This window comes from Acinetobacter sp. YH12128, assembly GCF_013418655.1.
Lineage (GTDB): Bacteria > Pseudomonadota > Gammaproteobacteria > Pseudomonadales > Moraxellaceae > Acinetobacter > Acinetobacter amyesii.
The window spans coordinates 1-21,284 of sequence record NZ_VPBO01000009.1; the positions used below are offsets into that span (position 1 = coordinate 1).

Below are 21,284 nucleotides of genomic sequence, written 5' to 3' on the forward strand. Positions count from 1 at the left end.
TTCCTAAGCATTACTCACCCGTCCGCCGCTAGAAATCGGTAGCAAGCTACCTATTCCCGCTCGACTTGCATGTGTTAAGCCTGCCGCCAGCGTTCAATCTGAGCCATGATCAAACTCTTCAGTTTAATACTTTGTAGCACCTTAAAGGGTGCCAATCTTGGCTCATCAATTACTGACAAAAATTTGCTCAAATAAACTTCGAGTAATTTCTACCATCAATCAATGAAAATAATTTCGATCGATCAATCAGTAAAAATCCACACAAGTTGTTCTTCATAATCTCTTAATGATCTTCTTGTTGGTTCGTCACCAGCAAGCTAGGTCGGCTATATTACTCTTTATTTCTAAAGAGTCAACCAGTAATTCAAATTATTTTTAAACTTATCAAATAAAACCCAACTTAATCAATTCAACCAAGTCATTGTTTTATCAGAAGTTTTAATCTTCATCACTGCCAATGGATGTGCATTCTACAGTATTTCACATTCGTTGCAACACCTTTTTTATGATTTATTTTACGCATGTCGCTTTTTTAAACACATAAACATTCTTTTGTATTATTATTGGGCTATATACGCCCTATTTCATATAATAAAACGTATATACACCCAATTTTCTTTCCATTTAATTTAAGACTTTTTTGATTTCGTATGGTTGTTTTTAAAAAAACTGCCTATTTAATAATGGCGTGCTCTATTTCCCCCTTATTATATGCAGCTCCCACAGCAAATATTTTCACAACCACTTTCTCTATTTTGAGTTATGCCAAGTGGGAAACCACTTCACCCAAATTTTGCGTAATTAATAATTCAAGTTTAGTCAATGATTTTAAAAAACTTGCGCCAACCCACAGCACTTATAAAATTACAGCCATCAATGTGAATGACATCAAATCCAGTCATTGCCAAGTTTTATTTTTTTCCAACCTAACAGCAAAAGAAGAACAGAGCATTTTAAACAATCATGTCAATTTCCCTGCCCTCTCTCTAAGTAGCAACAATAGTGAGTGTGAGTCGGGCAGTGCATTTTGTTTGTATAAAAAAAATCAGAGTTATTCGTTTAAAATTAATATGGAAAGCTTAACGCAATCACAAATACATATTGATCCACGGGTTTTATTACTGGCGAAGTCATCGGAGTCAGCTGAATGAAACAACTCTATAACCCAATTACATTACACCAATTATTTACACGTTCGCAGCTCACCATCTTTGCTTTAACTTTTACGATTTGTTCTGCGATTTTTTTGGTGATTTCCACCTATACCATGCATACATATGCAAAAAACAGCTTAACGATTTTATCGAACGCGATAAACGAACGCGTTCAACCTGCTGTGGTCTTTAATGACCAAACAACGATGCGTCAAATTTTAAATGAATACACCCAACTGTATCCTATTCGCTCTATTGAAATTACAAACCATCAAAATGCATCGCTTGTTCATGCCGAGCAACAAGAAATTTCAACATTTTCCAGCCAAGCGATTTTGGATTATTTCTTTTTTAGCCAACCGATTCGTTTAGATATCCATCATGATCAGAAAAGTTATGGCGAACTGATCGTATATGGAAACTCTTCAGATTTAGTTAGTTTCTTCCATAAAATTTTGCTGGGTTTATTTTTAGGTTTTATTCTTTTATTGGCTACTGTGTTTTGGTCGGTGAACTCTGTTTATCAATACTTAATGCAATCCGTTCGCTCTATTGTTGAATCAGCTCAAACCATTAGTATTAAGAAAGATTATAAAATGCGGGTTTCAAACTCTGATATTCAAGAATTACACGCACTCAGTACCGCCTTTAATGGTTTACTTAGTGAAATTGAACAGTCAAATAAAAACTTAATTTCAGAAAATGACAAGCTAATTCATCTAGCACGTCATGATGCATTAACCCAATTACCAAATCGCAATTATTTTTATGAAAAGCTGTTTGAGCTATTTGACTTACAAGCGAACGCTGCCGTGTTCTTTGTCGATATTGAAAACTTTAAACATGTGAATGACCAATATGGACACTTAGCTGGGGATGCTGTACTGCGCGCCTCATCACACTGTTTAAAGCAAGCACTGCCAGATGATGCTTTCGTTGCGCGACTCGGTGGTGATGAATTTGCAATTATTATCAATCGTTTAAATTTCTTGACAGAACTCGAAGTCTTTTGTCACAAAATACATGAATGCTATGGTTCCACATTTGTTTATGAGCAACATAATATTGCATTACAAGCTAATATTGGTGTGGCACTGATCCAAAATGCGAAATCACCAGGAGATCTGATCGCAGATGCGGATCGCGCCATGTATGATGCTAAACTTTCGAATAATCATTGTTGCATTGCACCACAACTCCCCAACTCATAGGATTTGCTATGTTAAAGAACGCATTTAAAGTTTTATTTATACTTGCATTCACGGCCACTATGACAGCCTGCATGAGTTTAGGTAATTTAAGCTACAAACAAGCACGCATGCTTAAAAAAGAAGGTTTTGTCTTAACCAATGATGGTTGGACACTTGCCTTACCAGAACGTCTTTTATTTGGTTTTGATGATTATCAAATTCAACCGCACCAACAAGGCAAGTTAAATACACTCGCCACTCAACTGATTAAATATGACCTGAATAAAATTAAGTTTATTGGTCATACGGATAATGTTGGACAAGCCAATTATAACCAACAACTGTCAGAAAAACGTGCGCAAAGCGTCGCAAACGTCTTCTTAAAGCAAGGTTATAACAGTTCAAATATTCAAATTATTGGTCGTGGTGCTGAACAGCCGATGGTCTCTAATGACACCGAAACAAATCGTGCCATCAACCGTCGTGTAAATATCACCATCGTTCCATAAATAGCGAAAAATAAAAAAGCCACCATAAGGTGGCTTTTTTATTTTTTATAAATTTCAGGCATAAAAAAACCGCTAAATGCGGCATCTTTTACAGTATTGCTTTTGAGATAAATGGTCGGAGCAGTAGGATTCGAACCTACGACCCCCTGGTCCCAAACCAGGTGCACTACCAGGCTGTGCTATGCTCCGAATTGGGGTGAATGATGGGATTCGAACCCACGACAACCGGAATCACAATCCGGGGCTCTACCAACTGAGCTACATCCACCATCATGTTCTTGCTTGTGAATAACCAATATAACTCATTTTAAATTACAGGCATAAAAAAACCGCTGTATGCGGTATCTTTTATCGACCGTTTTCCTTGAGAAAATGGTCGGAGCAGTAGGATTCGAACCTACGACCCCCTGGTCCCAAACCAGGTGCACTACCAGGCTGTGCTATGCTCCGAATTGGGGTGAATGATGGGATTCGAACCCACGACAACCGGAATCACAATCCGGGGCTCTACCAACTGAGCTACATCCACCATCACAACAAGTTTCAGATTCTATTATCAGAACACCATTAAAATGGCGCGCCTGACAGGATTCGAACCTGTGACCATCCGCTTAGAAGGCGGATGCTCTATCCAACTGAGCTACAGGCGCATTACCGATGACATAGACTATCACGCGATTTTTGCCTTGAGAAATTGGTCGGAGCAGTAGGATTCGAACCTACGACCCCCTGGTCCCAAACCAGGTGCACTACCAGGCTGTGCTATGCTCCGTTTCATCTCAGCTTTCGCTGTATCGCATATCGTGCGGTACGGTGTGCATTCTAGGCGTGACGTTGATTAACGTCAACACCTATCTTCAAAAAAACATAAAAAATCATTTCAAGCGATTATTTATCAAGCACTTTAATCATTTTTCAAGCAAAAATTAACGTTTTAAACTGGCGCTGAAATTCAACATCCGATCTAAGGGCAATTTAGCACGCTCAGCCAATGCCGGATCTACAAAAATTTCCTGATCGCCTTTTTGTAAAACTTCCAGAATGCCATCCAATTCATTCATCGCCATCCAAGGGCAATGCGCACATGAACGACAAGTCGCTCCCTCACCTGCCGTCGGTGCTTCGATGAGAATTTTATTCGGCACAGCTTGCTGCATTTTATAAAAAATACCGCGATCTGTTGCCACGATTAAACGTTCGTGTGGCAAGGTTTGTGCAGCCTTGATCAATTGCGAGGTGCTACCGACGGCATCTGCAATATCCACCACAGATTCTGGTGACTCTGGATGTACCAAAACTGCTGCATCAGGATACAGCGCTTTCATATTGGCAATACCACGTGCACGGAACTCTTCATGGACAATACATGCCCCATCCCATAGCAACATGTCTGCACCGGTTTTCTTTTGAATATAGCGACCGAGATGCTGATCGGGTGCCCAAATAATTTTTTCACCTAAACTATCTAAATGCTCAACAATTTCAACAGCACAGCTCGAGGTTACCACCCAATCTGCACGCGCTTTCACTGCCGCCGAGGTATTGGCATATACCACAACCGTATGATCCGGATGTGCATCGCAAAATTTGGTAAATTCATCGACAGGACAACCCAAATCAAGTGAGCATGTTGCTTCTAGGGTTGGCATCAATACAGTTTTTTCAGGAGATAAAATCTTCGAGGTCTCCCCCATGAATTTCACCCCTGCAACCACCAACGTCGTTGCTTCATGATCCCGACCAAAACGTGCCATTTCAAGTGAATCCGAAACGCATCCACCGGTCAGTTCTGCTAGTTCCTGCACTTCAGGATCACAGTAATAGTGTGCAACAAGGACAGCGTTACGTTTTTTGAGTTCCGCTTTAATTAATTCAAACTTTTCAAGCTTTGCAGCTTCCGTTAAGTGATGCTCTTTAACATCACCCAAACGATCCAAATGCGCTTGTACAATTGATTTTGCTTCATTTGCAATTAAGTTGTTTGCATTATTCATCACAACGTCTTCTCTATCCTTAATGCCTGCTACTACACAGGTGCTTCACAACTGACCCATAAATATGGCACTTGGCTATTTTTTACCGGTCATTAAAAAGTTCCACTTATAAAAAAGCCTCACAACGGAGGCTTTTCAAAAACATCAAATATCTTATGAACGGTAATCTGCGTTAATCTTGACATAATCATACGACAGGTCACAGGTATACACAGTATCTCGAGCACTGCCACGTCCTAAATCTACACGGATCGTGATCTCAGATTTCTCCATCTCTGCAGCCCCTGCTGCTTCGGTATAATCTGCTGCGGCACCACCGTCTTTACAGATTTGAATATCACCTAACCAGACCTGAATTTTTTCAACATCTAAGTTTGGCACACCTGCATAACCAATAGCTGCCAAAATACGGCCCCAGTTTGGATCTGATGCGAAGATTGCAGTTTTAACCAACGGTGAATGTGCGATGCTATAAGCAATATCACAACATTCTTGAGTATCTGCGCCGCCTTCTACCGCCACAGTAATAAACTTCGTCGCACCTTCACCATCACGGACAATGAGCTGTGCAAGACGCTTCATTACACGTGTTAACACGTCTAAAACAGCAGCATAACGTGAATCTGATTCTGAAGTAATTTCTACGCCACCAGCTTGGCCCGTTGCAATCAAAATACATGAGTCATTCGTTGAGGTATCACCATCCACCGTAATACGGTTAAACGACAGGTTAACTGTGGTTTTCAAAAGCTGTTGCACTAGCTCACGGCTAATGGGTGCATCAGTTGCCACATAGCTCAACATGGTCGCCATATTTGGACGAATCATGCCTGCGCCTTTAGAAATACCTGTCATGGTATACAGAACGCCATCTAGTTCGAACTGTTCAGATGCACCTTTAGGTGTTGTATCTGTGGTCATAATGCCCGTTGCCGCATCCAACCATGCATCTTCCTGCAAACTATCTAATGCGGGTTGCAAGCCTTGAACCAAACGATCAATAGGTAATTGCTCACCAATTACACCTGTTGAAAATGGAAGAACTTCTGTATTTTGAACACCTGCCAGTTCTGCCAGTTTCGCACACGTCGCCTCAGCATTTGCCATGCCGATTTTGCCAGTACCGGCATTGGCATTTCCGGTATTAATCACCAAATAACGTGGATTACCTGCTAATAAGTGTGCTTTCGAAATATGAACAGGCGCGGCACAAAATGCATTTTGAGTAAATACGCCTGCAACATTAGAACCTTCAGCAAATTCAAAAATGACAAGGTCACGTCGGTTCTGATAGCGCACATACGCTTCAGCCGAACCGATTTTTACACCTTTCACCACATGCATCTGTGGCATAGATACGTCACCAACTGCCATTTTTCAACGTCCAACTATATGAGTTATAAAAAATACAGCTTAGTGCAAAATCTATAAAAAATCGAGCAGAAGCACGGTTTTGCTGTAATTTTATTGTGGATTTCTTTTGCACATAAAAAAACCAGCCTTTCGACTGGTCTTTATCGCTGTTCGTCGTAAATTAGTTACGCGCCAGCTGAGTTGCTTCATCAAGAAGCACTTGTTTCGCTTTTTGTTGACTCGCAGCTGAAAGTGCTGGGTTTTCAGCCACAATACGGTCAGCATTCGCCGCATTGGCTGCTGCAATTTTCGCAGTTTGCAATACGATCGGACGATTTGGATTGGCAAAGGTATAACGAATACCCGTACGCGGGCTTGCTACAGTCACTTGACCGTCAGTACCAACCTGTACTTGAGTTGTTGTTGGACCAACTGCTTGTTGAACTTTCTCTAAAGAAGTCGTCTGAGGAGCGTTTGCAAAGGCAAAAGTTGGCAAAGCCAAAGCAGCAATCATGAACGGTTTTAGTACTTTTTTCATTGTCTTTTCCGTCTTACGGTTATTGATAGAAACTAAATAACATTTAATCTACTGAACTGCAAATACTATTCAGGTCAGATCAGTAGTGTAAATTAAAAATCAGAGCGCGAAGGCTCTGATTTATTTGAAATTAAGCAATGTCGTTTAGATTTTACCGTGACACTGTTTATATTTCAGACCTGAACCACATGGGCACGGTGAGTTACGGCTTTCCGGTGGCACAATCACTTGCTCTGCAGGTGTATATTGCGCATCGATAACATCATTACCGTTGGCTTCAGCCAATAAATTATCAAAGTCATTGTGTGACAATTGAAGATTCATTGATTCTGCTTGAGCCTGTTTTTGAGCTTCCATTTCTGCAAGTTCTTCGGCTGTTGGTACATGAATACGAGATAAATCTGTCACGACATCTGACTTAATCACCGCAAGCATGTTTACAAATAAGTTAAAGGCTTCTTTTTTGTATTCTTGCTCAGGATTTTTCTGCGCATAACCACGTAAATGAATCCCTTGACGTAAGTAATCCATCGCTGCCAAATGCTCTTTCCAATGGCGGTCCAATGAATTCAGCATAAAGTGACGTTCGAGCATTGCAGCCGTTTCGTCACCCATTTGCGTACGACGTGAACGGTAGTGCTGAAGAACTTCATCAGTAATACGTTCAACCAAAGCTTCTTCATCTAAACGACGATCTTGCTCTAGCCACTGTGAAATTGGCAGTTCAATCGATAGATCTTCACGAAGTGCTTTTTCAAGACCTTCAATATCCCATTGATCGTGAATAGACTCGGGTGGAATATATACTTCGATCATGCCTTTAGTCACATCGTGAATCATTGTTTCGATGTAATCTTGCAATGATGCTTCTTCAAGAATTTCATCACGCTGAGAGTAAATAATCTTACGTTGTTCGTTGTTTACGTCATCGTATTTCAATAAATTTTTACGAATATCGAAGTTACGTGCTTCAACTTTACGTTGTGCATTTTCAATCGAGCGTGACACCATTTTATGTTCAATGGCTTCATCTTCTTTCAGCCCCATGGCACGCATCATCGCAACTACGCGATCACCTGCGAAGATACGCATCAAGTCATCTTCAAGCGACAAGTAGAAACGTGATACACCTGGGTCACCTTGACGACCCGCACGACCACGTAACTGGTTATCGATACGACGAGATTCATGACGTTCTGAACCAATGATGTGTAAACCACCAGAGTTCAGCACCATGTCATGATTTTGTTCCCACTCAGCTTTTAAACGCGCTTCATCTGCTTCAGTCGGCTCTTCAATCTTCGCCAGTAACGCTTTCCAGTTACCACCCAACAGAATATCAGTACCACGACCTGCCATGTTGGTAGCAATCGTCACTGCACGAGGTGAACCCGCTTGCGCAATAATATCCGCTTCACGCTCATGTTGTTTCGCATTGAGTACTTCATGTTGAATGCCAGCTTCTTTCAGCTTATCTGATAAAATTTCAGAGGCTTCAATGGTTGCTGTACCAATCAGAATCGGTGCAACACCTGCTTCATGAACACGTTGAATTTCTTGAATGATGGCGTTGTATTTACCTTCACGGTTTAAATAGATTAAATCGTTTTGGTCATTACGAATCATCGGGCGATGGGTTGGAATCAGTACAACATCCAAGCCATAAATTTCTTTCATTTCTGCAGCTTCAGTATCTGCAGTACCCGTCATCCCTGATAATTTTTTGTATAGACGGAAATAGTTCTGGAATGTTGTAGTTGCTAAAGTTTGGTTTTCAGGTTGAATTTCCAAACCTTCTTTTGCTTCCACTGCTTGATGCAAACCTTCTGACCAACGGCGACCCGGCATGGTACGACCAGTGTTTTCATCGACAATGATCACTTCACCTTCGTGGATGATGTAATGCACGTTGCGTTGGTATAGGTAATGCGCACGAATGGCCGCAGAAACATGGTGCACCAAGTTTAAATTAGCAGATGAATATAAACTTTCACCTTCAGCAAGCAAGCCCATTTGAATCAATTCAGCTTCAACAGTTTCATAACCGACTTCGGTCATTTCTACTGAGCGCTGTTTTTCGTCAATCCAGAAGTGACCACCATCTGGTACCTTCTCTTCTTTTTGTGCATGAAGTTTTGGTGGAATGCTGTTAATGGCAGCATACAACTGAGATGAGTCTTCTGATTGACCAGAAATGATCAACGGTGTACGTGCCTCATCAATCAGGATCGAATCGACCTCATCGATGATGGCATAGGTTAAGCTGCGCTGTTTTTTCTCAGCAGCAGAAAAAACCATGTTGTCACGCAAGTAATCGAAACCGAATTCGTTGTTGGTACCGTAAGTAATGTCAGCACGATACGCTTGAGCTTTTTCAGTTGGGTCTTGCATTGAGTAAATAATCCCAATGCTTAAACCTAAAAATTCGAATAATGGACGGTTTAATTCAGCATCACGCTGTGCGAGATAGTCGTTCACCGTAATCACGTGAACACCTTCACCACTAATCGCATTGAGGTAACAAGCAAGCGTTCCCATGAGGGTTTTACCTTCACCGGTACGCATCTCTGCGATCTTACCTTCATGTAAAGTAATACCACCAATCAGCTGTACGTCATAATGACGCATGCCCATGACACGCTTTGCAGCTTCACGACAAACAGCAAACGCTTCAGGTAATAATTTATCAAGGCTGTCGCCTTTTTTATAACGTTCTTTGAATTCTTCAGTTTTTGCAGATAAGTCTGCATCGCTTAGAACAGATATCGTCGGCTCGAGCGCATTTATCTTCTCTACGATTTTACGCATGCGTTTGAGTTCGCGCTCATTTTTGGTACCGAAGATTCCTCCGATCAGACTTGCCAACATGAATAGACTCTCTAAATCTTGCTTGTCAAATGAATATATTTTCTTAGTCGTTATTATGGTGCTAGAAATTCGAAGTACAAGGGTTTTGCACAAAAATCCCCTTAAATATTCTGCGCTCGGGTTCTAGCCCCGGAGACTTAAGGCAAGCTAATGTAACAAATTTTCTGCAGACAACATAGTGACTCTGTCGTGAGATATTTCGCATTTATCCCCCAATAAAACTGTTTTATATGAAATATATTCATAAAGAAATGAAAAAACACTATTTTTAATCATAAAAAAAATCCTTCATATTTATTTTTGAGTTAAACAAATTCAATAAATACGGGGATATTCCATGACGATTCGTTTAGGTGATACTGCACCAGACTTTACTCAAGACTCAAGCGAAGGCAGCATTCATTTTTATGACTTTTTAGGTGACAGTTGGGGCATTTTATTTTCGCATCCAGCCGATTACACCCCAGTCTGCACCACAGAACTTGGATTTACCGCAAAACTAAAAGATGAATTTAGCAAACGTGGTGTCAAGGCCATTGCCCTGTCTGTTGATGATGTTGAGTCGCATCATGGTTGGATTAATGACATTAATAATACTCAAAATACCACGGTGAACTTCCCGATCATTGCAGACAAAGACCGTAAAGTGTCTACCCTTTATGATTTCATTCACCCCAATGCCAGCGAAACATTAACTGTTCGCTCTTTGGTGATCATCGATCCAAATAAAAAGGTCCGTTTAATCATTACTTATCCTGCATCTACAGGGCGTAACTTCCATGAAATTTTACGTGTCATTGACTCTTTGCAACTGACAGACAACCATAAAGTTGCAACACCGGCCAACTGGCAACAAGGTGAAGATGTGGTGATTGTGCCGTCATTAAAAGATGAAGAGGAAATCAAACAACGCTTTCCTCAAGGATATAACGCAGTTACGCCTTACCTTCGTTTAACGCCTCAACCTAAGTGAGGATAAAACGGAGCATTACGCTGTCCGAGCGCAAGATAAGAAGCTCTGCTGTGAGTGACCAAAGCGAAGGTACAAATTTAACTATTTTTAAGTGCAGCACCTGACCCAACTCAGAATCATAACCATAGTTACTTATAGTTTTCCCCTCAGAACGAATGATGAGCCCGTTCTGGCATTCTCCAACCTGCTCATCTTCGGATGAGCTTTTTTTTTGATTACAAATTCCTCTCTGGGATTAGATTGGTTAAACATCACAATTCCGTTATAACTAAGAAAAACTTGAAAACAACAAACCGTGATTCATCAAATTCATCATTTACATTGTGGTAGTTTTTGTCCAACGTGTGCCCCTTTATTTGGACAGAAAGGCTTTCGCGCACATTTGGTCTGTCATTGCCTGCTCATTGAAACAGATAAAGGGCTCGTCTTAGTCGATACAGGACTGGGCTTACAAGATTATATACATCCACAAAATCGTTTAGGTCGGTTTATTTCACGCACAGCGCAGATCAAATTTAATCCGCAACTAAGTGCGATTCATCAAATTCAAAAATTAGGCTATAGGGCTCAAGATGTTCAACACATTTTGTTGTCACACCTAGATTTTGATCATGCTGGCGGGATATCAGATTTTCCGCAGGCGACCGTGCATGTCTTAGCCAGTGAATATAACGCCACTCAAAATCTTCACAACCTTAAATCACGACTGCGCTATCGACCACAGCAGTTCCAACAGCATCGTTATTGGAACTTTATCGAAAACATCGGGACGCAAGCATGGTTTAACTTAGAGCACACTGCCGGTCTATCTATTTTTCAAGAGGATATTTTAATGCTCCCACTTTTGGGACATACCGCGGGTCATGCCGGTATTGCGATTAAAAACAACCATCGCTGGTTGTTATATTGCGGCGATGCTTATTACTCACAGCATCAATTAAATCCAAATTTTCATTCGCGGGCCTTAAATCAGCTTGAGCGTTTATTTGCCACCGACAATACACAGCGACTGCACACACTTCATAAGATTCAGCAGTTAGCACAGCATCCGGACATCGATCTCATCTGCGCACATGACCCATTCGAACTCGCTCGCTATCAGAACACAAGCAATGACCGCTAAAATCCTGCCAATGATCCTCCTTAGTGTTAGCTTCAGCTTCACGGGTTGCATGACATCAAATCCATTACCGTTAAATGAACGTCCTAAGCATTGGGGAAAAGTCGTTCATCAACAGCATAATTTTTATCAAATCAGCCCAACAGTATTTCGCAGTGAACAACCTGATGTAGATCTCGCCCCTGTTCTACGAGAACAGCACATCGATGTGATCATAAATTTACGTTCACGGCACCATGACCCAGAACGCTTAAACAATGTCATTGATACGCAAAAGGTTAAATTTGTACATATTCCGATACACACGTGGCAAATCGATCGTGAAGATTTACTGACGGTGATGAAAACCATAAAAGAAGCTGAACAACAGCAGCAAAAAGTGTTAATCCATTGCTACCACGGCTCAGACCGTACAGGTGCGAGTGTGGCAATGTACCGAATTATTTTTCAGCATTGGTCCATTGAGGAAGCAAAGCGTGAAATGAAACAAGGTGGCTATGGCTTCCACCCTATTTGGAAAAATATTGACCGTTTATTCAGCCCTGAAAATATAAAATGGATTCAGCAACAACTACTGAATCCATCTTATTAAAGGTCATTCCTCAAATAAACTTAGCGTTTATCGAGAGGTACCCAATCAATCACCCAAGCCGATTTCATATTCAAACTTGCATCTGAATTGATCTTTTTACGTGTTGCGTCCGCAGCATCACGGTCCTTCGAAGGGCCAACCATAATACGAATGCCTTTAGATGTAGGACTCTTCGTCACTTTATAGCCTTTTGCACGTAATTTTGCAGCGACGGCATCTGCATTGGCTTCATTGGCAGCCAGTGCAACTTGTACCATCCATTGCTTATCGCCATTTTCCAACAGATCACGTGCTTTTTCAGCTTCAGCTTTTTTCTTGGCTTCGGCTTTACGCTTTTCTTCTGCCTTGTGTTTTTCTTCGGCTTTACGCTTTTCTTCTGCCTTGTGTTTTTCTTCGGCTTTACGCTTTTCTTCAGCTTGTTGCTTCGCTTCGGCTGCTTTCTTATCTGCTGCTTTTTTCTCAGCTTCAGCATGTGCTTTACGTTCAGCTTCTTTTTGAGCATCCGCTTTACGTTTTGCTTCGGCTTTTTGTTTATCTGCTGCGATACGTGCCTGATCAGCCTTTTGCTGCGCCGACTGAGTCTCTAACTTTTTTTGAGCCGCCAACTTATCCTCAGCTAAACGCTTTTGCTTGGCTTTTTCATCTTCAACCAATTCGGGAGGAATATTATCCGAACTTTGTTGAGCTGAACGATGTGCGTTTAAAGCTGCATATTCTTCTGCTGCTTTACGTGCTGCATCCGCTTCCGCTTGTTGTTGCATCGCTAAAAATTCTGCTGCACGTGCTTCTTGCTCCGCAACCGATTTTTCACGGGTACGTCGTTGTTCTTCGAGCAAACGCTTTTCAGTTTCAACATCAACAGTCAATGATGACATTTTACCCGCACCCTGACCTTGTTGCTCAACTTGAGCCATTTCAGGGGTTTGGCTTTGATTTTGATGTATTTCTTCTTTGCCTTTAAGTAAAAGTGCGGCCAGCAGTACACCACCACCTAATAAAACAACACCACCCATCCAGCGTTGTTTGTTATTCATTGACATTCTTCCAGATACTCCCATACCGCTTCTAAGGTATGAAATGAACCACATACCAGAATCAGCTGATTATTCTTTGTTTCTTCCAGCGCGGACTTAAAAGCTAATTGCACATTGTCATAATGTTCTACGACTTGATGCTGCAGTGCGCTATCCAATTGTGTGATAGATGCCGCACGTGGCACATTTAATTGTGCAATTTTCCACATTCTTACCGTATCTTTCAATAAGTTAACGACAGAATTTATGTCTTTATCAGTCAGCATGGAGAAAACGCTGATCACTTCTGTGTATTGTTTATTGTACTGGAGGAAATTTCGCAATTGCTTTAACAAAAATTCAACACCATGCGGGTTATGTCCCGCATCGAAAATCACCGTTTTACCTGCAATTTCTCTAACTTCAAAACGGCCTTGTAACTTGGCATTGATAATCCCCTGAGCGATCGACTGCTGAGAGACCACTAAACCACTGGCCAATATTGCTGCTACAGCCGTAGAGATATTTTCGAGCGCCAAAGAACCCACGGGCAGTTTTAAAGTTGTACCTGATGAAGCAAACATCCAAGATTGTCCGTCATCACTGTACTGATAAAAATAATCACGATTGAGTACATGTAAAGCAGCTTGGCAATCTTCTGCTTTTTGACGAATGGCTTCAGGCAAAACTTGCTGCCCGCCAAAAATTACGGGAATATTTGGACGAATAATTCCTGCTTTCTCAAAAGCAATTTTTTCAATGGTGTCGCCCAACCAATCGGTATGGTCTAAACCAATATTGGTAATCACTGCAACATCTGGATCGACGACATTGACCACATCAAGTCGACCACCTAGGCCTACTTCAAGTACCCATACATCGCAATGTTGCTGTTTAAAAATAACAAAAGCGGCCAAAGTGGTCGCTTCAAAAAAAGATAAACTTAATTCACATTCACGACGCGCCTGATCAACGGCTACAAAAGCATCAATCAGGATTTGGTCGGCCACTTCAACACCTTGAAGCTTTACACGTTCATTGAATCGATAGATATGCGGTGATTGGTATAGCCCCACGTTATACCCTTGGGCATTTAAAATCGCAGCCAAAGTGGTCGTGGTTGAACCTTTACCGTTTGTTCCCGCGACCGTCAGCACTTTCGCATCAGGCTGGGTTACACCGAGTCGTTCCGCAACAGGAATCACCCGTTCCAGACCCAAATCAATACCCGTAACATGAACATGGCTCCAATAATCGAGCCATGTACTTAAAGAATCAGATGCAAATGGTGCTGTGTTCAAGGCAAGTTCATCAATTTCGCTACAATACGATAAACTGTATCACGTAATGCATGACGGTGGACAATTTGATCGACTACACCATGATCAAGCAAATATTCCGCACGTTGGAACGGTTCTTCCAATTTTTCACGTACAGTTTGCTCAATTACACGCTTACCAGCAAAACCAATCATGGCTTTCGGCTCAGCCAAGTGAACATCACCGAGCATTGCCAATGATGCAGTCACACCACCATAAACTGGATGTGTCAATACCACTAGATAAGGCAAGCCTGCATCTTTCATTTTTTGGATGGCAGCAGAAGTACGCGCCATTTGCATGAGTGACAACATGCCTTCTTGCATACGCGCACCACCAGAGGCAGCAAAGCAAATAAGTGGTTGTTTGGATTTAATTGCAAGTTCAGCCGCTTGAACAAAGCGGTCACCAACCACAGTGCCCATTGAACCGCCCATGAAATCAAATTCAAATGCGGTTGCAATCATTGGAATGCCTTTCAGCGTTCCTTGCATTACCACTAAAGCTTCTGTTTCACCGGTTTTCTTCTGCGCTTCAGACATACGGTCTGGATACGCTTTGCTATCAACAAATTTCAGTGGATCTTTGGCTTTAAATTCTTGACCCAATTCTTTTTGTACTTGGTCAAAGAACCAGTTCAAACGATCACGCGCTTTCATTCGCAAGTGTTCATCACACTGCGGACAAACGTAGGCATTAAATGACATTGCAGTACGAGTCACAAGTGCATGACACTCAGGACATTCAATCGTCGGCTCAGTAAATGTCGCCTTTAATGCTTGCTGTTCATCAGGTACATGAATACCTGGTACCGCACGCTCTGTCCATGGCGTAGATGCGCTCAGAATTTTGCCTGTTTTTGCGTCTTGACTCATACTAACTCATCGAGCGCAGCTCGAAGCTCCTTCACTTTATTCACTGTTTCGATTACAGCTTGTTCTGGCGCTAAGTTTGCAAATTGTTTAACAAAAGCACTACCTACAATCACCGCATCTGCAGCAACACCCATGGCTTTCGCCGATGCTGCATCACTAATACCAAAGCCAACGCCGACAGGTACCTGAGTATACGATTTGATTTTTTGAATACGTGCCGCAGCTTCAGCAACATCTAACGTCGCTGCACCTGTCACACCTTTCAAAGAAACATAGTAGATAAATCCACTGGCTTGTTTCACCACATGCTGAATACGTTCATCAGTGGATGTTGGCGCAAGTAAGAAGATTTGATCCATGTCGTATTTTTTCAATACTGCATCTAGATCTTTTGCTTCTTCAGGTGGAAGGTCCACCAAGAGCACGCCATCTACACCGCATTCATGTGCATAGGCAACAAACTTTTCATAGCCGATTACTTCAACTGGGTTTAAATAGCCCATCAGTACTACCGGTGTTTCTGTATCGTTTTTACGGAACTCTTTCACCATGTTCAAGGCATCTAGAGTATTGGTTCCTGCAGCAAGCGCACGCTCCGCGGCAAGTGCAATAACAGGACCATCCGCCATTGGGTCTGAAAATGGAAGACCCAATTCGATCACATCTACACCTGCCTCAACCATTTGATGTAACAAAGGTACCGTTACTTGTGGATGAGGGTCACCAGCCATAACATAAGAAACCAAGGCCTTACGCTGTTGAGATTTAAGCGTTCCAAAACGAGTGGCTAAACGTGACATAGGGTTATACTTTCCTTGAATGAATCAAAACTATGATGTGGGTTTTGTCGAAATACAAGACATCGCATTGTAACGCTATTTTTTACCCATTGAACAGGGTATACAATCCTCCGTCGGCATTTCTCATGCAAACATAATTTTCCAGAACAACCCGAAAGCATCATTTACCGATATTTCAGTTTTTTTCACAATGATCAAAGATGCCTAATTTTAGGATCTGGCAAAATTATAAGGTTTTAGATTAACTTAATTTTATCATCAAAAAAATGTTAAAAATAACAGGCTTAGCATTTACATTTTAATTTTCCTTAAATTGCAAAACCTGCTTTATACTAGCCGCATACTTTTATTTTTTTATCTCCTATGTCCTCCGATTCACAAGTGAAAGTGCCTGCTCGGGCATTTGCACTGCTCCCGCTTATTGTTTTTCTGACCATTTTTTTGGGCAGTGGTATTTACCATTCCATCATTGGAACTGAGTTTGCGTTCTATCAAGTGAAAGCCCCAGTCGCTGCTCTTCCTGCAATTGTATTGGCAATTTTGCTCTATCGCGGCAAGATCAATGACGCGATTGATACATTTATGAAAGGTGCTAGCCACCCGAATTTGATCTTAATGTTCATGGTCTTTATGCTCGCTGGTGCTTTTGCCAGTGTCAGCAGTGCCATCGGTAGTGTCGATGCAACAGTGCAGTTGGGACTATCGATGATTGCGCCTGAGTTCGTGCTGCCCATGCTGTTTATTATTGCGGCCTTTATTGCCACAGCGATGGGAACCTCCATGGGCACTATTGCAGCCTGTGCACCAATTGCCTTTGGTTTTACTCAAGTCACCGAAATTGAAGTGGTGTATGCCATTGGTGCTGTGGTCGGCGGTGCTATGTTTGGTGATAATCTGTCGATGATTTCAGATACCACTATTGCTGCAACGAACAGTCAAAAAGTTCAGCTTCGCGATAAATTTAAGGTCAATGTTTGGATTGCTGTTCCTGCATCGATCGTTAGCATTTGTATTTATTTATTTATGAGTCAAGGCTCACAAGCGATTGAACACAAAGCCTATAATGCTTGGCTGATCTTGCCTTATTTAGCCGTATTTATTTTGGCCTTTTCACGTTTACACGTGCTTGCTGTGCTGACTATTGGTGTCTTACTGTCTGGTTTTATTGGGTTGGTGATTCAACCTGAATTTAATTTCTTAAGCTTAAATAATTCTATTTATGATGGCTTTACCGGCATGTTTGAAGTTGCCCTGCTTTCTATTTTCTTGGGTGGTATTTCTGCCATTATGCAAAAAGAAGGCGGTTTAGAATGGCTGATTCAACGTATTTACAGCATGACACGCTGCTTTAAAGTTGGTGCTGAACGCGCAGGTGAGATTGGTATCAGTTTCTTGGTGATTTTCTCCAACCTATTTGTGGCAAACAACACTGTCGCAATTATTTTATCTGGTGACATGGCACGTGAAGTCGCCAAAGAATATGGTGTAGACCCTAAACGTGCTGCTGCGCTCTTGGATATTTTCTCTTGCGTAGCCCAAGGTCTCATTCCTTATGGCGCACAGCTGTTACTGGCTTGTTCGATCGCAAAACTTTCGCCTGTGGAACTGATTGGTAGTGTGTACTACTGTTGGGTCTTAGCGATCTTTGCCATCCTTGCCATTTTACTGCGTTATCCAAAATTAAAAGCTGCGGCATAAGCTTGGTTTAAAAGAAAGAGCGGTCGTTTGACCGCTTTTTTTAATGCTGTATGAATGGCTTTTCTTGACGAGCAATCTGCACGTTTTATTCTAATTTCAAGGCTTTTTTTCGCGCTAATAATGTCTCTCCGCTATATGCCTTAAAAGCACGTGCCAAAGCCGACTGATCTGAATAACCTAGCTGTAAAGCGATATCCGTCAAATGGGTTTGTTGTGAAAGTAGATATTCACAGCGTTTCATCCGTTCCAGCTCCAAAAGCCGCTTAAATGAGGTGTCTTTCTCCTTTAACTGTCGTTGCAGGGTTCTGACTGACAGGTGTAACTCCTCTGCTAACCATTCTATTTTAGGGGCTTGCTGCTGTAATTTGAGATAATCTGCTATGCATTGTTGCATCTGTTGAATTGGATCTGAATGTTGCGAACGAGCAGCTATCGCCTCTTCGGCTTGACGTAATAACAATTGCATCAGCGATGGATCTGCAAGTTCTGACTTTAAATCCAAACTATCGGCATGAATCACAAATGAATATTTAAGGGTCGAAAATTCCATTTGGCAACCATAAAACTTTTCATAGTGATAACGTGCCATCCGCGGCACATGTGCAAAATGAATGCGGAGTAACTTTAAAGAATCTGGAAAAATTTGCTTGGCCAAATGTGCCATACAGGCCATGGTCAATTCATTCACCAACGCATATTCATCATCATGCTGTGGCCAAGACAGTATAATTTGATGATCTTGATGGCTCATATTCATCGGCACAATTTGCGCGCCATCAATCACCAAACGACTAAACCGCATCACATATTGCAAAGCATCTGCTACGCTATTACTCAGTGTCGCCATATAGCCTAACACCCCAAAATGCTCTGCACGAATATACTTGGCCATTTCAAAGACCAATTGCGGGCAATCCAGATGCTGCTGAGTCAGTTGCATGATGGTATTAAAAAAAGAATTCGGCGATTGAGAGTCGATCGGCAAAGACAGCACATGCTGAATTTGCGCAGCATACGGCGCAATCCATTCGAGCTGTGTATAGTTTAATTCACGCTCAATTAAGACCATATTCCATAGTTGGAAGTAACCATTTGGGATCTGAATTTCAGCCATCTCGCCCCTCTTTCTGACCTGCCAATTCTGACATTTTATATTTTCATCATGGCGTAAAATGTATAAAAATTGGCAATATCTGTCAAAACAAAGTGCAATTTCTCCGACATACTGCAATCAATACGACTCGCACAGAAAAAATATCATGAATGCTATCGTCAAATATCAAGTCGAACCCATTGTTCGCACAAAGCTGAATTTTAAGTTAGAAGAAATCCCGCGCTATTGGTTTGGCGGAGACCCCTTTTTAACACGTATGTTTGATGCCTTGAGCCTAACCTTTCCTGATGGCGAGCGCTATTTTATTGAATCTGTACGTCTGTTCCGCAGTCAAATTCAAGACCCTGATTTACAGCAACGTGTCGCTGACTTTATTCGTCAAGAAGCACAGCATGGTATGGCGCATGACAAAATGAACATGTTGATGAAACAACAAGGCATGCCTGTCGATGCGTTCATTAAACGCCTGAATAAAATTTTTAAATTTGAACTGAGCAAGCGCTCACCAGAATACAACATTGCCATGACGGCTTCCGCCGAGCATTTAACTGCGCTGATGGCTGAAACGTTCTGTAGCCAAAAGTCCGTCTTAGAATCTGCGCATCCTTATGTCCGTGCATTATTTATTTGGCATGCGATAGAAGAAATGGAACATCGCGATGTGGCTTTTGATGTGATGAAAGATGTGGCTAAGGTCAATGAAAATCTAAAGAAATTTACTTTGGTCTGGACCAGTGGATTGATGCTTGGCTTTACCTTATACCGTGCTAATGTGATGCTGAAACATGACGGGTTCAGCTTCACTGAACGTTTAAAATTAAATATGAAAGGCTTACCGTGGTTCTTTGGTAAAAATGGCACCCTCACCCGTATGAGCAAGCCATATCGAGATTGGTTTAAAAAAGACTTCCATCCGAGTCAGCATCCCATTGTGCAAAATTATGATCTTTGGTTAAAAACTTATGAAGAAAACAATGATCCAATTCAAGCTGCGGAAGTGTTTTGGCAAGCTGCAAAATAAAAACTGAATAAAAAAAGCCGCATCGATTGCGGCTTTTTTATAGGCTTAGACTCACCATTTGGCATAGTGCTGCTCAAGTAAACCATATTCATTTAAGAATACAATTTCTTCGCCATCACGTTGAATTGTACCGCTAATTTTTGCCTGCCATTGACTGAATTGACTACCAACCAATCTTAAATTCAGGTTTTCATAGCGCCGCCAACCTGTGGTGACAATCAAATTTAAGCTGTTATCTAATGAACTAATATTCCATTGATTATCGCCTTGTTGCTGGAACAGCACATCAGACATGGCATATAGATGTCCATTGACCCACAGACAATTTTCATTACCAAAGCTTTCATTTACCCCAGAGGCAAGATTGATCCCAACGCGTCGATTTTGACTGTCCCAAAAGTTACACGATAACCAAAACCATGCGGTTTCAGGACGAAGAAAACCACAGGTATCATCTAAAGACACCAATGTTCGGTCATGAAATTGAATGGTCTTGCCTTGCTTATTGATAAAAAAACCTTCACAGCCCAACGTCGTCAATTTTTGAGTATAGGTCCAACCATTAATTCCTGTAGGGCTACACATACTCAGCGGATCAGTCCCCGCACAAAACACTCGAGCGCTCAGTTTGAGTTCGCCATGTTTTGACATTTGAATGTATCGCACACCATTGGCATGCTGAATGTCTAGTTGAATCCCAGACTTAATAAAATGACTTTGATTAAATAAAGGTTGTTCATCTAAAACGGTATTACGTGACAGGAAATTAATCGAATTCCATTCCAACACTTCATTCGTAATATGATCATACACATAGACAAAACCGTGCCCCGCCCACGCGATATCGGCGATCGCTAGACCAATCGTATAATGTTCATGCTGAATACAACAAAATTTAAATTTTTTATATTTTAAACGCTTACGCCAACCTTGAAGTCGTTTTCCATACGGTGTCTTATATTCATACTTACTTAAATCGATGCGATTGGGAAGTTCACTAAAACGCCCATAATGCGGCTGTCCATTCGGCCGTATTAAATCCATATACGCCATTCCATTGAGGTTTAAGGTCTAAATCCTGAATGTTATTATGCCTATTATTTAACTCCTGAAAAGACAATCCATCTGATTTCAGGCGAATATCACAAAAAAA

At 41.5% G+C, this 21,284-nt stretch carries 18 protein-coding genes, 6 tRNA genes and 1 rRNA gene; 8 read left to right on the top strand and 17 right to left on the bottom strand.

Annotation, left to right across the window (positions count from 1 at the left end):
- A 16S ribosomal RNA gene (locus FTU64_RS06245) occupies positions 1 to 125 on the bottom strand; the annotation flags it as partial.
- A gap of 525 nt (positions 126 to 650) precedes the next feature.
- Here FTU64_RS06245 and FTU64_RS06250 point away from each other — a divergent pair.
- Genes FTU64_RS06250 through FTU64_RS06260 form a run of 3 tightly spaced genes read left to right on the top strand, consistent with a single transcriptional unit; the run spans position 651 to position 2,853 of the window.
- Positions 651 to 1,151, top strand: coding sequence for a YfiR family protein (locus FTU64_RS06250; RefSeq protein WP_180055830.1), 501 nt, complete (start codon positions 651 to 653; stop codon positions 1,149 to 1,151).
- Positions 1,148 to 2,365: a diguanylate cyclase domain-containing protein gene (locus tag FTU64_RS06255; RefSeq protein ID WP_180059411.1), complete on the top strand. Its 1,218-nt coding sequence runs from the start codon at positions 1,148 to 1,150 to the stop codon at positions 2,363 to 2,365. Before FTU64_RS06250 ends, FTU64_RS06255 begins: the two co-directional genes overlap by 4 nt.
- A gap of 8 nt (positions 2,366 to 2,373) precedes the next feature.
- Positions 2,374 to 2,853, top strand: a complete 480-nt coding sequence (locus FTU64_RS06260) for an OmpA family protein (RefSeq protein ID WP_180059412.1) — start codon at positions 2,374 to 2,376, stop codon at positions 2,851 to 2,853.
- Between the two features lie 112 nt (positions 2,854 to 2,965).
- Here FTU64_RS06260 and FTU64_RS06265 read toward each other — a convergent pair.
- From FTU64_RS06265 to secA, 10 genes are all read right to left on the bottom strand, one after another.
- Positions 2,966 to 3,042 (bottom strand) — tRNA-Pro (locus tag FTU64_RS06265).
- Between the two features lie 3 nt (positions 3,043 to 3,045).
- Positions 3,046 to 3,121, bottom strand: a tRNA-His gene (locus FTU64_RS06270).
- 105 nt (positions 3,122 to 3,226) lie between these two features.
- A tRNA-Pro gene (locus FTU64_RS06275) sits at positions 3,227 to 3,303 on the bottom strand.
- Between the two features lie 3 nt (positions 3,304 to 3,306).
- A tRNA-His gene (locus tag FTU64_RS06280) sits at positions 3,307 to 3,382 on the bottom strand.
- Positions 3,383 to 3,426: 44 nt separating this feature from the next.
- A tRNA-Arg gene (locus FTU64_RS06285) sits at positions 3,427 to 3,503 on the bottom strand.
- A 45-nt stretch (positions 3,504 to 3,548) separates the two neighbouring features.
- Positions 3,549 to 3,625, bottom strand: a tRNA-Pro gene (locus tag FTU64_RS06290).
- A gap of 154 nt (positions 3,626 to 3,779) precedes the next feature.
- Positions 3,780 to 4,847, bottom strand: a complete 1,068-nt coding sequence (gene nadA / locus FTU64_RS06295) for a quinolinate synthase NadA (RefSeq protein ID WP_078191211.1) — start codon at positions 4,845 to 4,847, stop codon at positions 3,780 to 3,782.
- A 153-nt stretch (positions 4,848 to 5,000) separates the two neighbouring features.
- A complete protein-coding gene (gene argJ, locus FTU64_RS06300; protein ID WP_180011740.1) occupies positions 5,001 to 6,221 on the bottom strand; it encodes a bifunctional glutamate N-acetyltransferase/amino-acid acetyltransferase ArgJ in 1,221 nt (406 codons plus the stop codon).
- Positions 6,222 to 6,381: 160 nt separating this feature from the next.
- Complete coding sequence (locus FTU64_RS06305; RefSeq protein ID WP_078194125.1) at positions 6,382 to 6,738, bottom strand: hypothetical protein; 357 nt, start codon at positions 6,736 to 6,738, stop codon at positions 6,382 to 6,384.
- A 144-nt stretch (positions 6,739 to 6,882) separates the two neighbouring features.
- Positions 6,883 to 9,606 (bottom strand): preprotein translocase subunit SecA, encoded by a 2,724-nt coding sequence (gene secA, locus FTU64_RS06310; RefSeq protein WP_180059413.1) that lies wholly within the window; start codon positions 9,604 to 9,606, stop codon positions 6,883 to 6,885.
- 337 nt (positions 9,607 to 9,943) lie between these two features.
- Here secA and FTU64_RS06315 point away from each other — a divergent pair, with 337 nt between their 5' ends.
- The 3 genes from FTU64_RS06315 (at position 9,944) to FTU64_RS06325 (ending at position 12,291) form a co-directional block, all read left to right on the top strand.
- Positions 9,944 to 10,579 carry a peroxiredoxin gene (locus tag FTU64_RS06315; RefSeq protein WP_078194127.1) on the top strand — a complete coding sequence of 212 codons (636 nt, stop codon included), beginning with the start codon at positions 9,944 to 9,946 and terminating at the stop codon, positions 10,577 to 10,579.
- Between the two features lie 295 nt (positions 10,580 to 10,874).
- Positions 10,875 to 11,702: an MBL fold metallo-hydrolase gene (locus FTU64_RS06320; RefSeq protein ID WP_168378781.1), complete on the top strand. Its 828-nt coding sequence runs from the start codon at positions 10,875 to 10,877 to the stop codon at positions 11,700 to 11,702.
- A 49-nt stretch (positions 11,703 to 11,751) separates the two neighbouring features.
- On the top strand, positions 11,752 to 12,291 hold the full coding sequence (locus FTU64_RS06325) for a dual specificity protein phosphatase family protein (protein WP_373683584.1): 540 nt from the start codon (positions 11,752 to 11,754) through the stop codon (positions 12,289 to 12,291).
- 20 nt (positions 12,292 to 12,311) lie between these two features.
- On the opposite strand, the gene FTU64_RS06330 is transcribed toward FTU64_RS06325, so the two are convergent.
- From FTU64_RS06330 to trpA, 4 genes are read right to left on the bottom strand one after another with little or no spacing between them, the layout of a single operon-like run.
- A complete protein-coding gene (locus tag FTU64_RS06330; RefSeq protein WP_373683938.1) occupies positions 12,312 to 13,331 on the bottom strand; it encodes an SPOR domain-containing protein in 1,020 nt (339 codons plus the stop codon).
- Positions 13,322 to 14,605: a bifunctional tetrahydrofolate synthase/dihydrofolate synthase gene (gene folC, locus FTU64_RS06335; protein ID WP_180049949.1), complete on the bottom strand. Its 1,284-nt coding sequence runs from the start codon at positions 14,603 to 14,605 to the stop codon at positions 13,322 to 13,324. Before folC ends, FTU64_RS06330 begins: the two co-directional genes overlap by 10 nt.
- A complete protein-coding gene (gene accD, locus FTU64_RS06340; protein WP_111885388.1) occupies positions 14,602 to 15,498 on the bottom strand; it encodes an acetyl-CoA carboxylase, carboxyltransferase subunit beta in 897 nt (298 codons plus the stop codon). The genes folC and accD overlap by 4 nt, the downstream gene beginning before the upstream one ends.
- On the bottom strand, positions 15,495 to 16,298 hold the full coding sequence (gene trpA / locus FTU64_RS06345) for a tryptophan synthase subunit alpha (protein ID WP_078191221.1): 804 nt from the start codon (positions 16,296 to 16,298) through the stop codon (positions 15,495 to 15,497). The genes accD and trpA overlap by 4 nt, the downstream gene beginning before the upstream one ends.
- Before the next feature lie 363 nt (positions 16,299 to 16,661).
- Here trpA and FTU64_RS06350 point away from each other — a divergent pair, with 363 nt between their 5' ends.
- Entirely contained in the window at positions 16,662 to 17,996 is a 1,335-nt protein-coding gene (locus tag FTU64_RS06350) for a Na+/H+ antiporter NhaC family protein (RefSeq protein ID WP_180059414.1), read from the top strand.
- Positions 17,997 to 18,081: 85 nt separating this feature from the next.
- Here FTU64_RS06350 and FTU64_RS06355 read toward each other — a convergent pair whose 3' ends face one another.
- A complete protein-coding gene (locus FTU64_RS06355; RefSeq protein ID WP_180059415.1) occupies positions 18,082 to 19,110 on the bottom strand; it encodes an AraC family transcriptional regulator in 1,029 nt (342 codons plus the stop codon).
- Positions 19,111 to 19,255: 145 nt separating this feature from the next.
- Between FTU64_RS06355 and FTU64_RS06360 the strand changes: the two genes are divergently transcribed.
- A complete protein-coding gene (locus FTU64_RS06360) occupies positions 19,256 to 20,131 on the top strand; it encodes a metal-dependent hydrolase (protein ID WP_180059416.1) in 876 nt (291 codons plus the stop codon).
- 51 nt (positions 20,132 to 20,182) lie between these two features.
- Here FTU64_RS06360 and FTU64_RS06365 read toward each other — a convergent pair whose 3' ends face one another.
- Positions 20,183 to 21,175, bottom strand: coding sequence for a DUF2804 domain-containing protein (locus tag FTU64_RS06365; protein WP_078194136.1), 993 nt, complete (start codon positions 21,173 to 21,175; stop codon positions 20,183 to 20,185).
- Between the last annotated feature and the right edge of the window lie 109 nt (positions 21,176 to 21,284).

What these genes read in the sequence shown, in the direction of transcription:
- nadA (WP_078191211.1), bottom strand. Translation starts at nt 4,847, where the DNA reads ATGAATAATGCAAACAACTTAATTGCAAATGAAGCAAAATCAATTGTA.
- FTU64_RS06250 (WP_180055830.1), top strand. Translation starts at nt 651, where the DNA reads ATGGTTGTTTTTAAAAAAACTGCCTATTTAATAATGGCGTGCTCTATT.
- argJ (WP_180011740.1), bottom strand. Translation starts at nt 6,221, where the DNA reads ATGGCAGTTGGTGACGTATCTATGCCACAGATGCATGTGGTGAAAGGT.
- FTU64_RS06255 (WP_180059411.1), top strand. Translation starts at nt 1,148, where the DNA reads ATGAAACAACTCTATAACCCAATTACATTACACCAATTATTTACACGT.
- secA (WP_180059413.1), bottom strand. Translation starts at nt 9,606, where the DNA reads ATGTTGGCAAGTCTGATCGGAGGAATCTTCGGTACCAAAAATGAGCGC.
- trpA (WP_078191221.1), bottom strand. Translation starts at nt 16,298, where the DNA reads ATGTCACGTTTAGCCACTCGTTTTGGAACGCTTAAATCTCAACAGCGT.
- FTU64_RS06360 (WP_180059416.1), top strand. Translation starts at nt 19,256, where the DNA reads ATGAATGCTATCGTCAAATATCAAGTCGAACCCATTGTTCGCACAAAG.
- FTU64_RS06350 (WP_180059414.1), top strand. Translation starts at nt 16,662, where the DNA reads ATGTCCTCCGATTCACAAGTGAAAGTGCCTGCTCGGGCATTTGCACTG.
- FTU64_RS06260 (WP_180059412.1), top strand. Translation starts at nt 2,374, where the DNA reads ATGTTAAAGAACGCATTTAAAGTTTTATTTATACTTGCATTCACGGCC.
- FTU64_RS06305 (WP_078194125.1), bottom strand. Translation starts at nt 6,738, where the DNA reads ATGAAAAAAGTACTAAAACCGTTCATGATTGCTGCTTTGGCTTTGCCA.
- FTU64_RS06315 (WP_078194127.1), top strand. Translation starts at nt 9,944, where the DNA reads ATGACGATTCGTTTAGGTGATACTGCACCAGACTTTACTCAAGACTCA.
- accD (WP_111885388.1), bottom strand. Translation starts at nt 15,498, where the DNA reads ATGAGTCAAGACGCAAAAACAGGCAAAATTCTGAGCGCATCTACGCCA.
- FTU64_RS06355 (WP_180059415.1), bottom strand. Translation starts at nt 19,110, where the DNA reads ATGGCTGAAATTCAGATCCCAAATGGTTACTTCCAACTATGGAATATG.
- FTU64_RS06330 (WP_373683938.1), bottom strand. Translation starts at nt 13,331, where the DNA reads ATGTCAATGAATAACAAACAACGCTGGATGGGTGGTGTTGTTTTATTA.
- FTU64_RS06325 (WP_373683584.1), top strand. Translation starts at nt 11,752, where the DNA reads ATGACATCAAATCCATTACCGTTAAATGAACGTCCTAAGCATTGGGGA.
- FTU64_RS06365 (WP_078194136.1), bottom strand. Translation starts at nt 21,175, where the DNA reads ATGGATTTAATACGGCCGAATGGACAGCCGCATTATGGGCGTTTTAGT.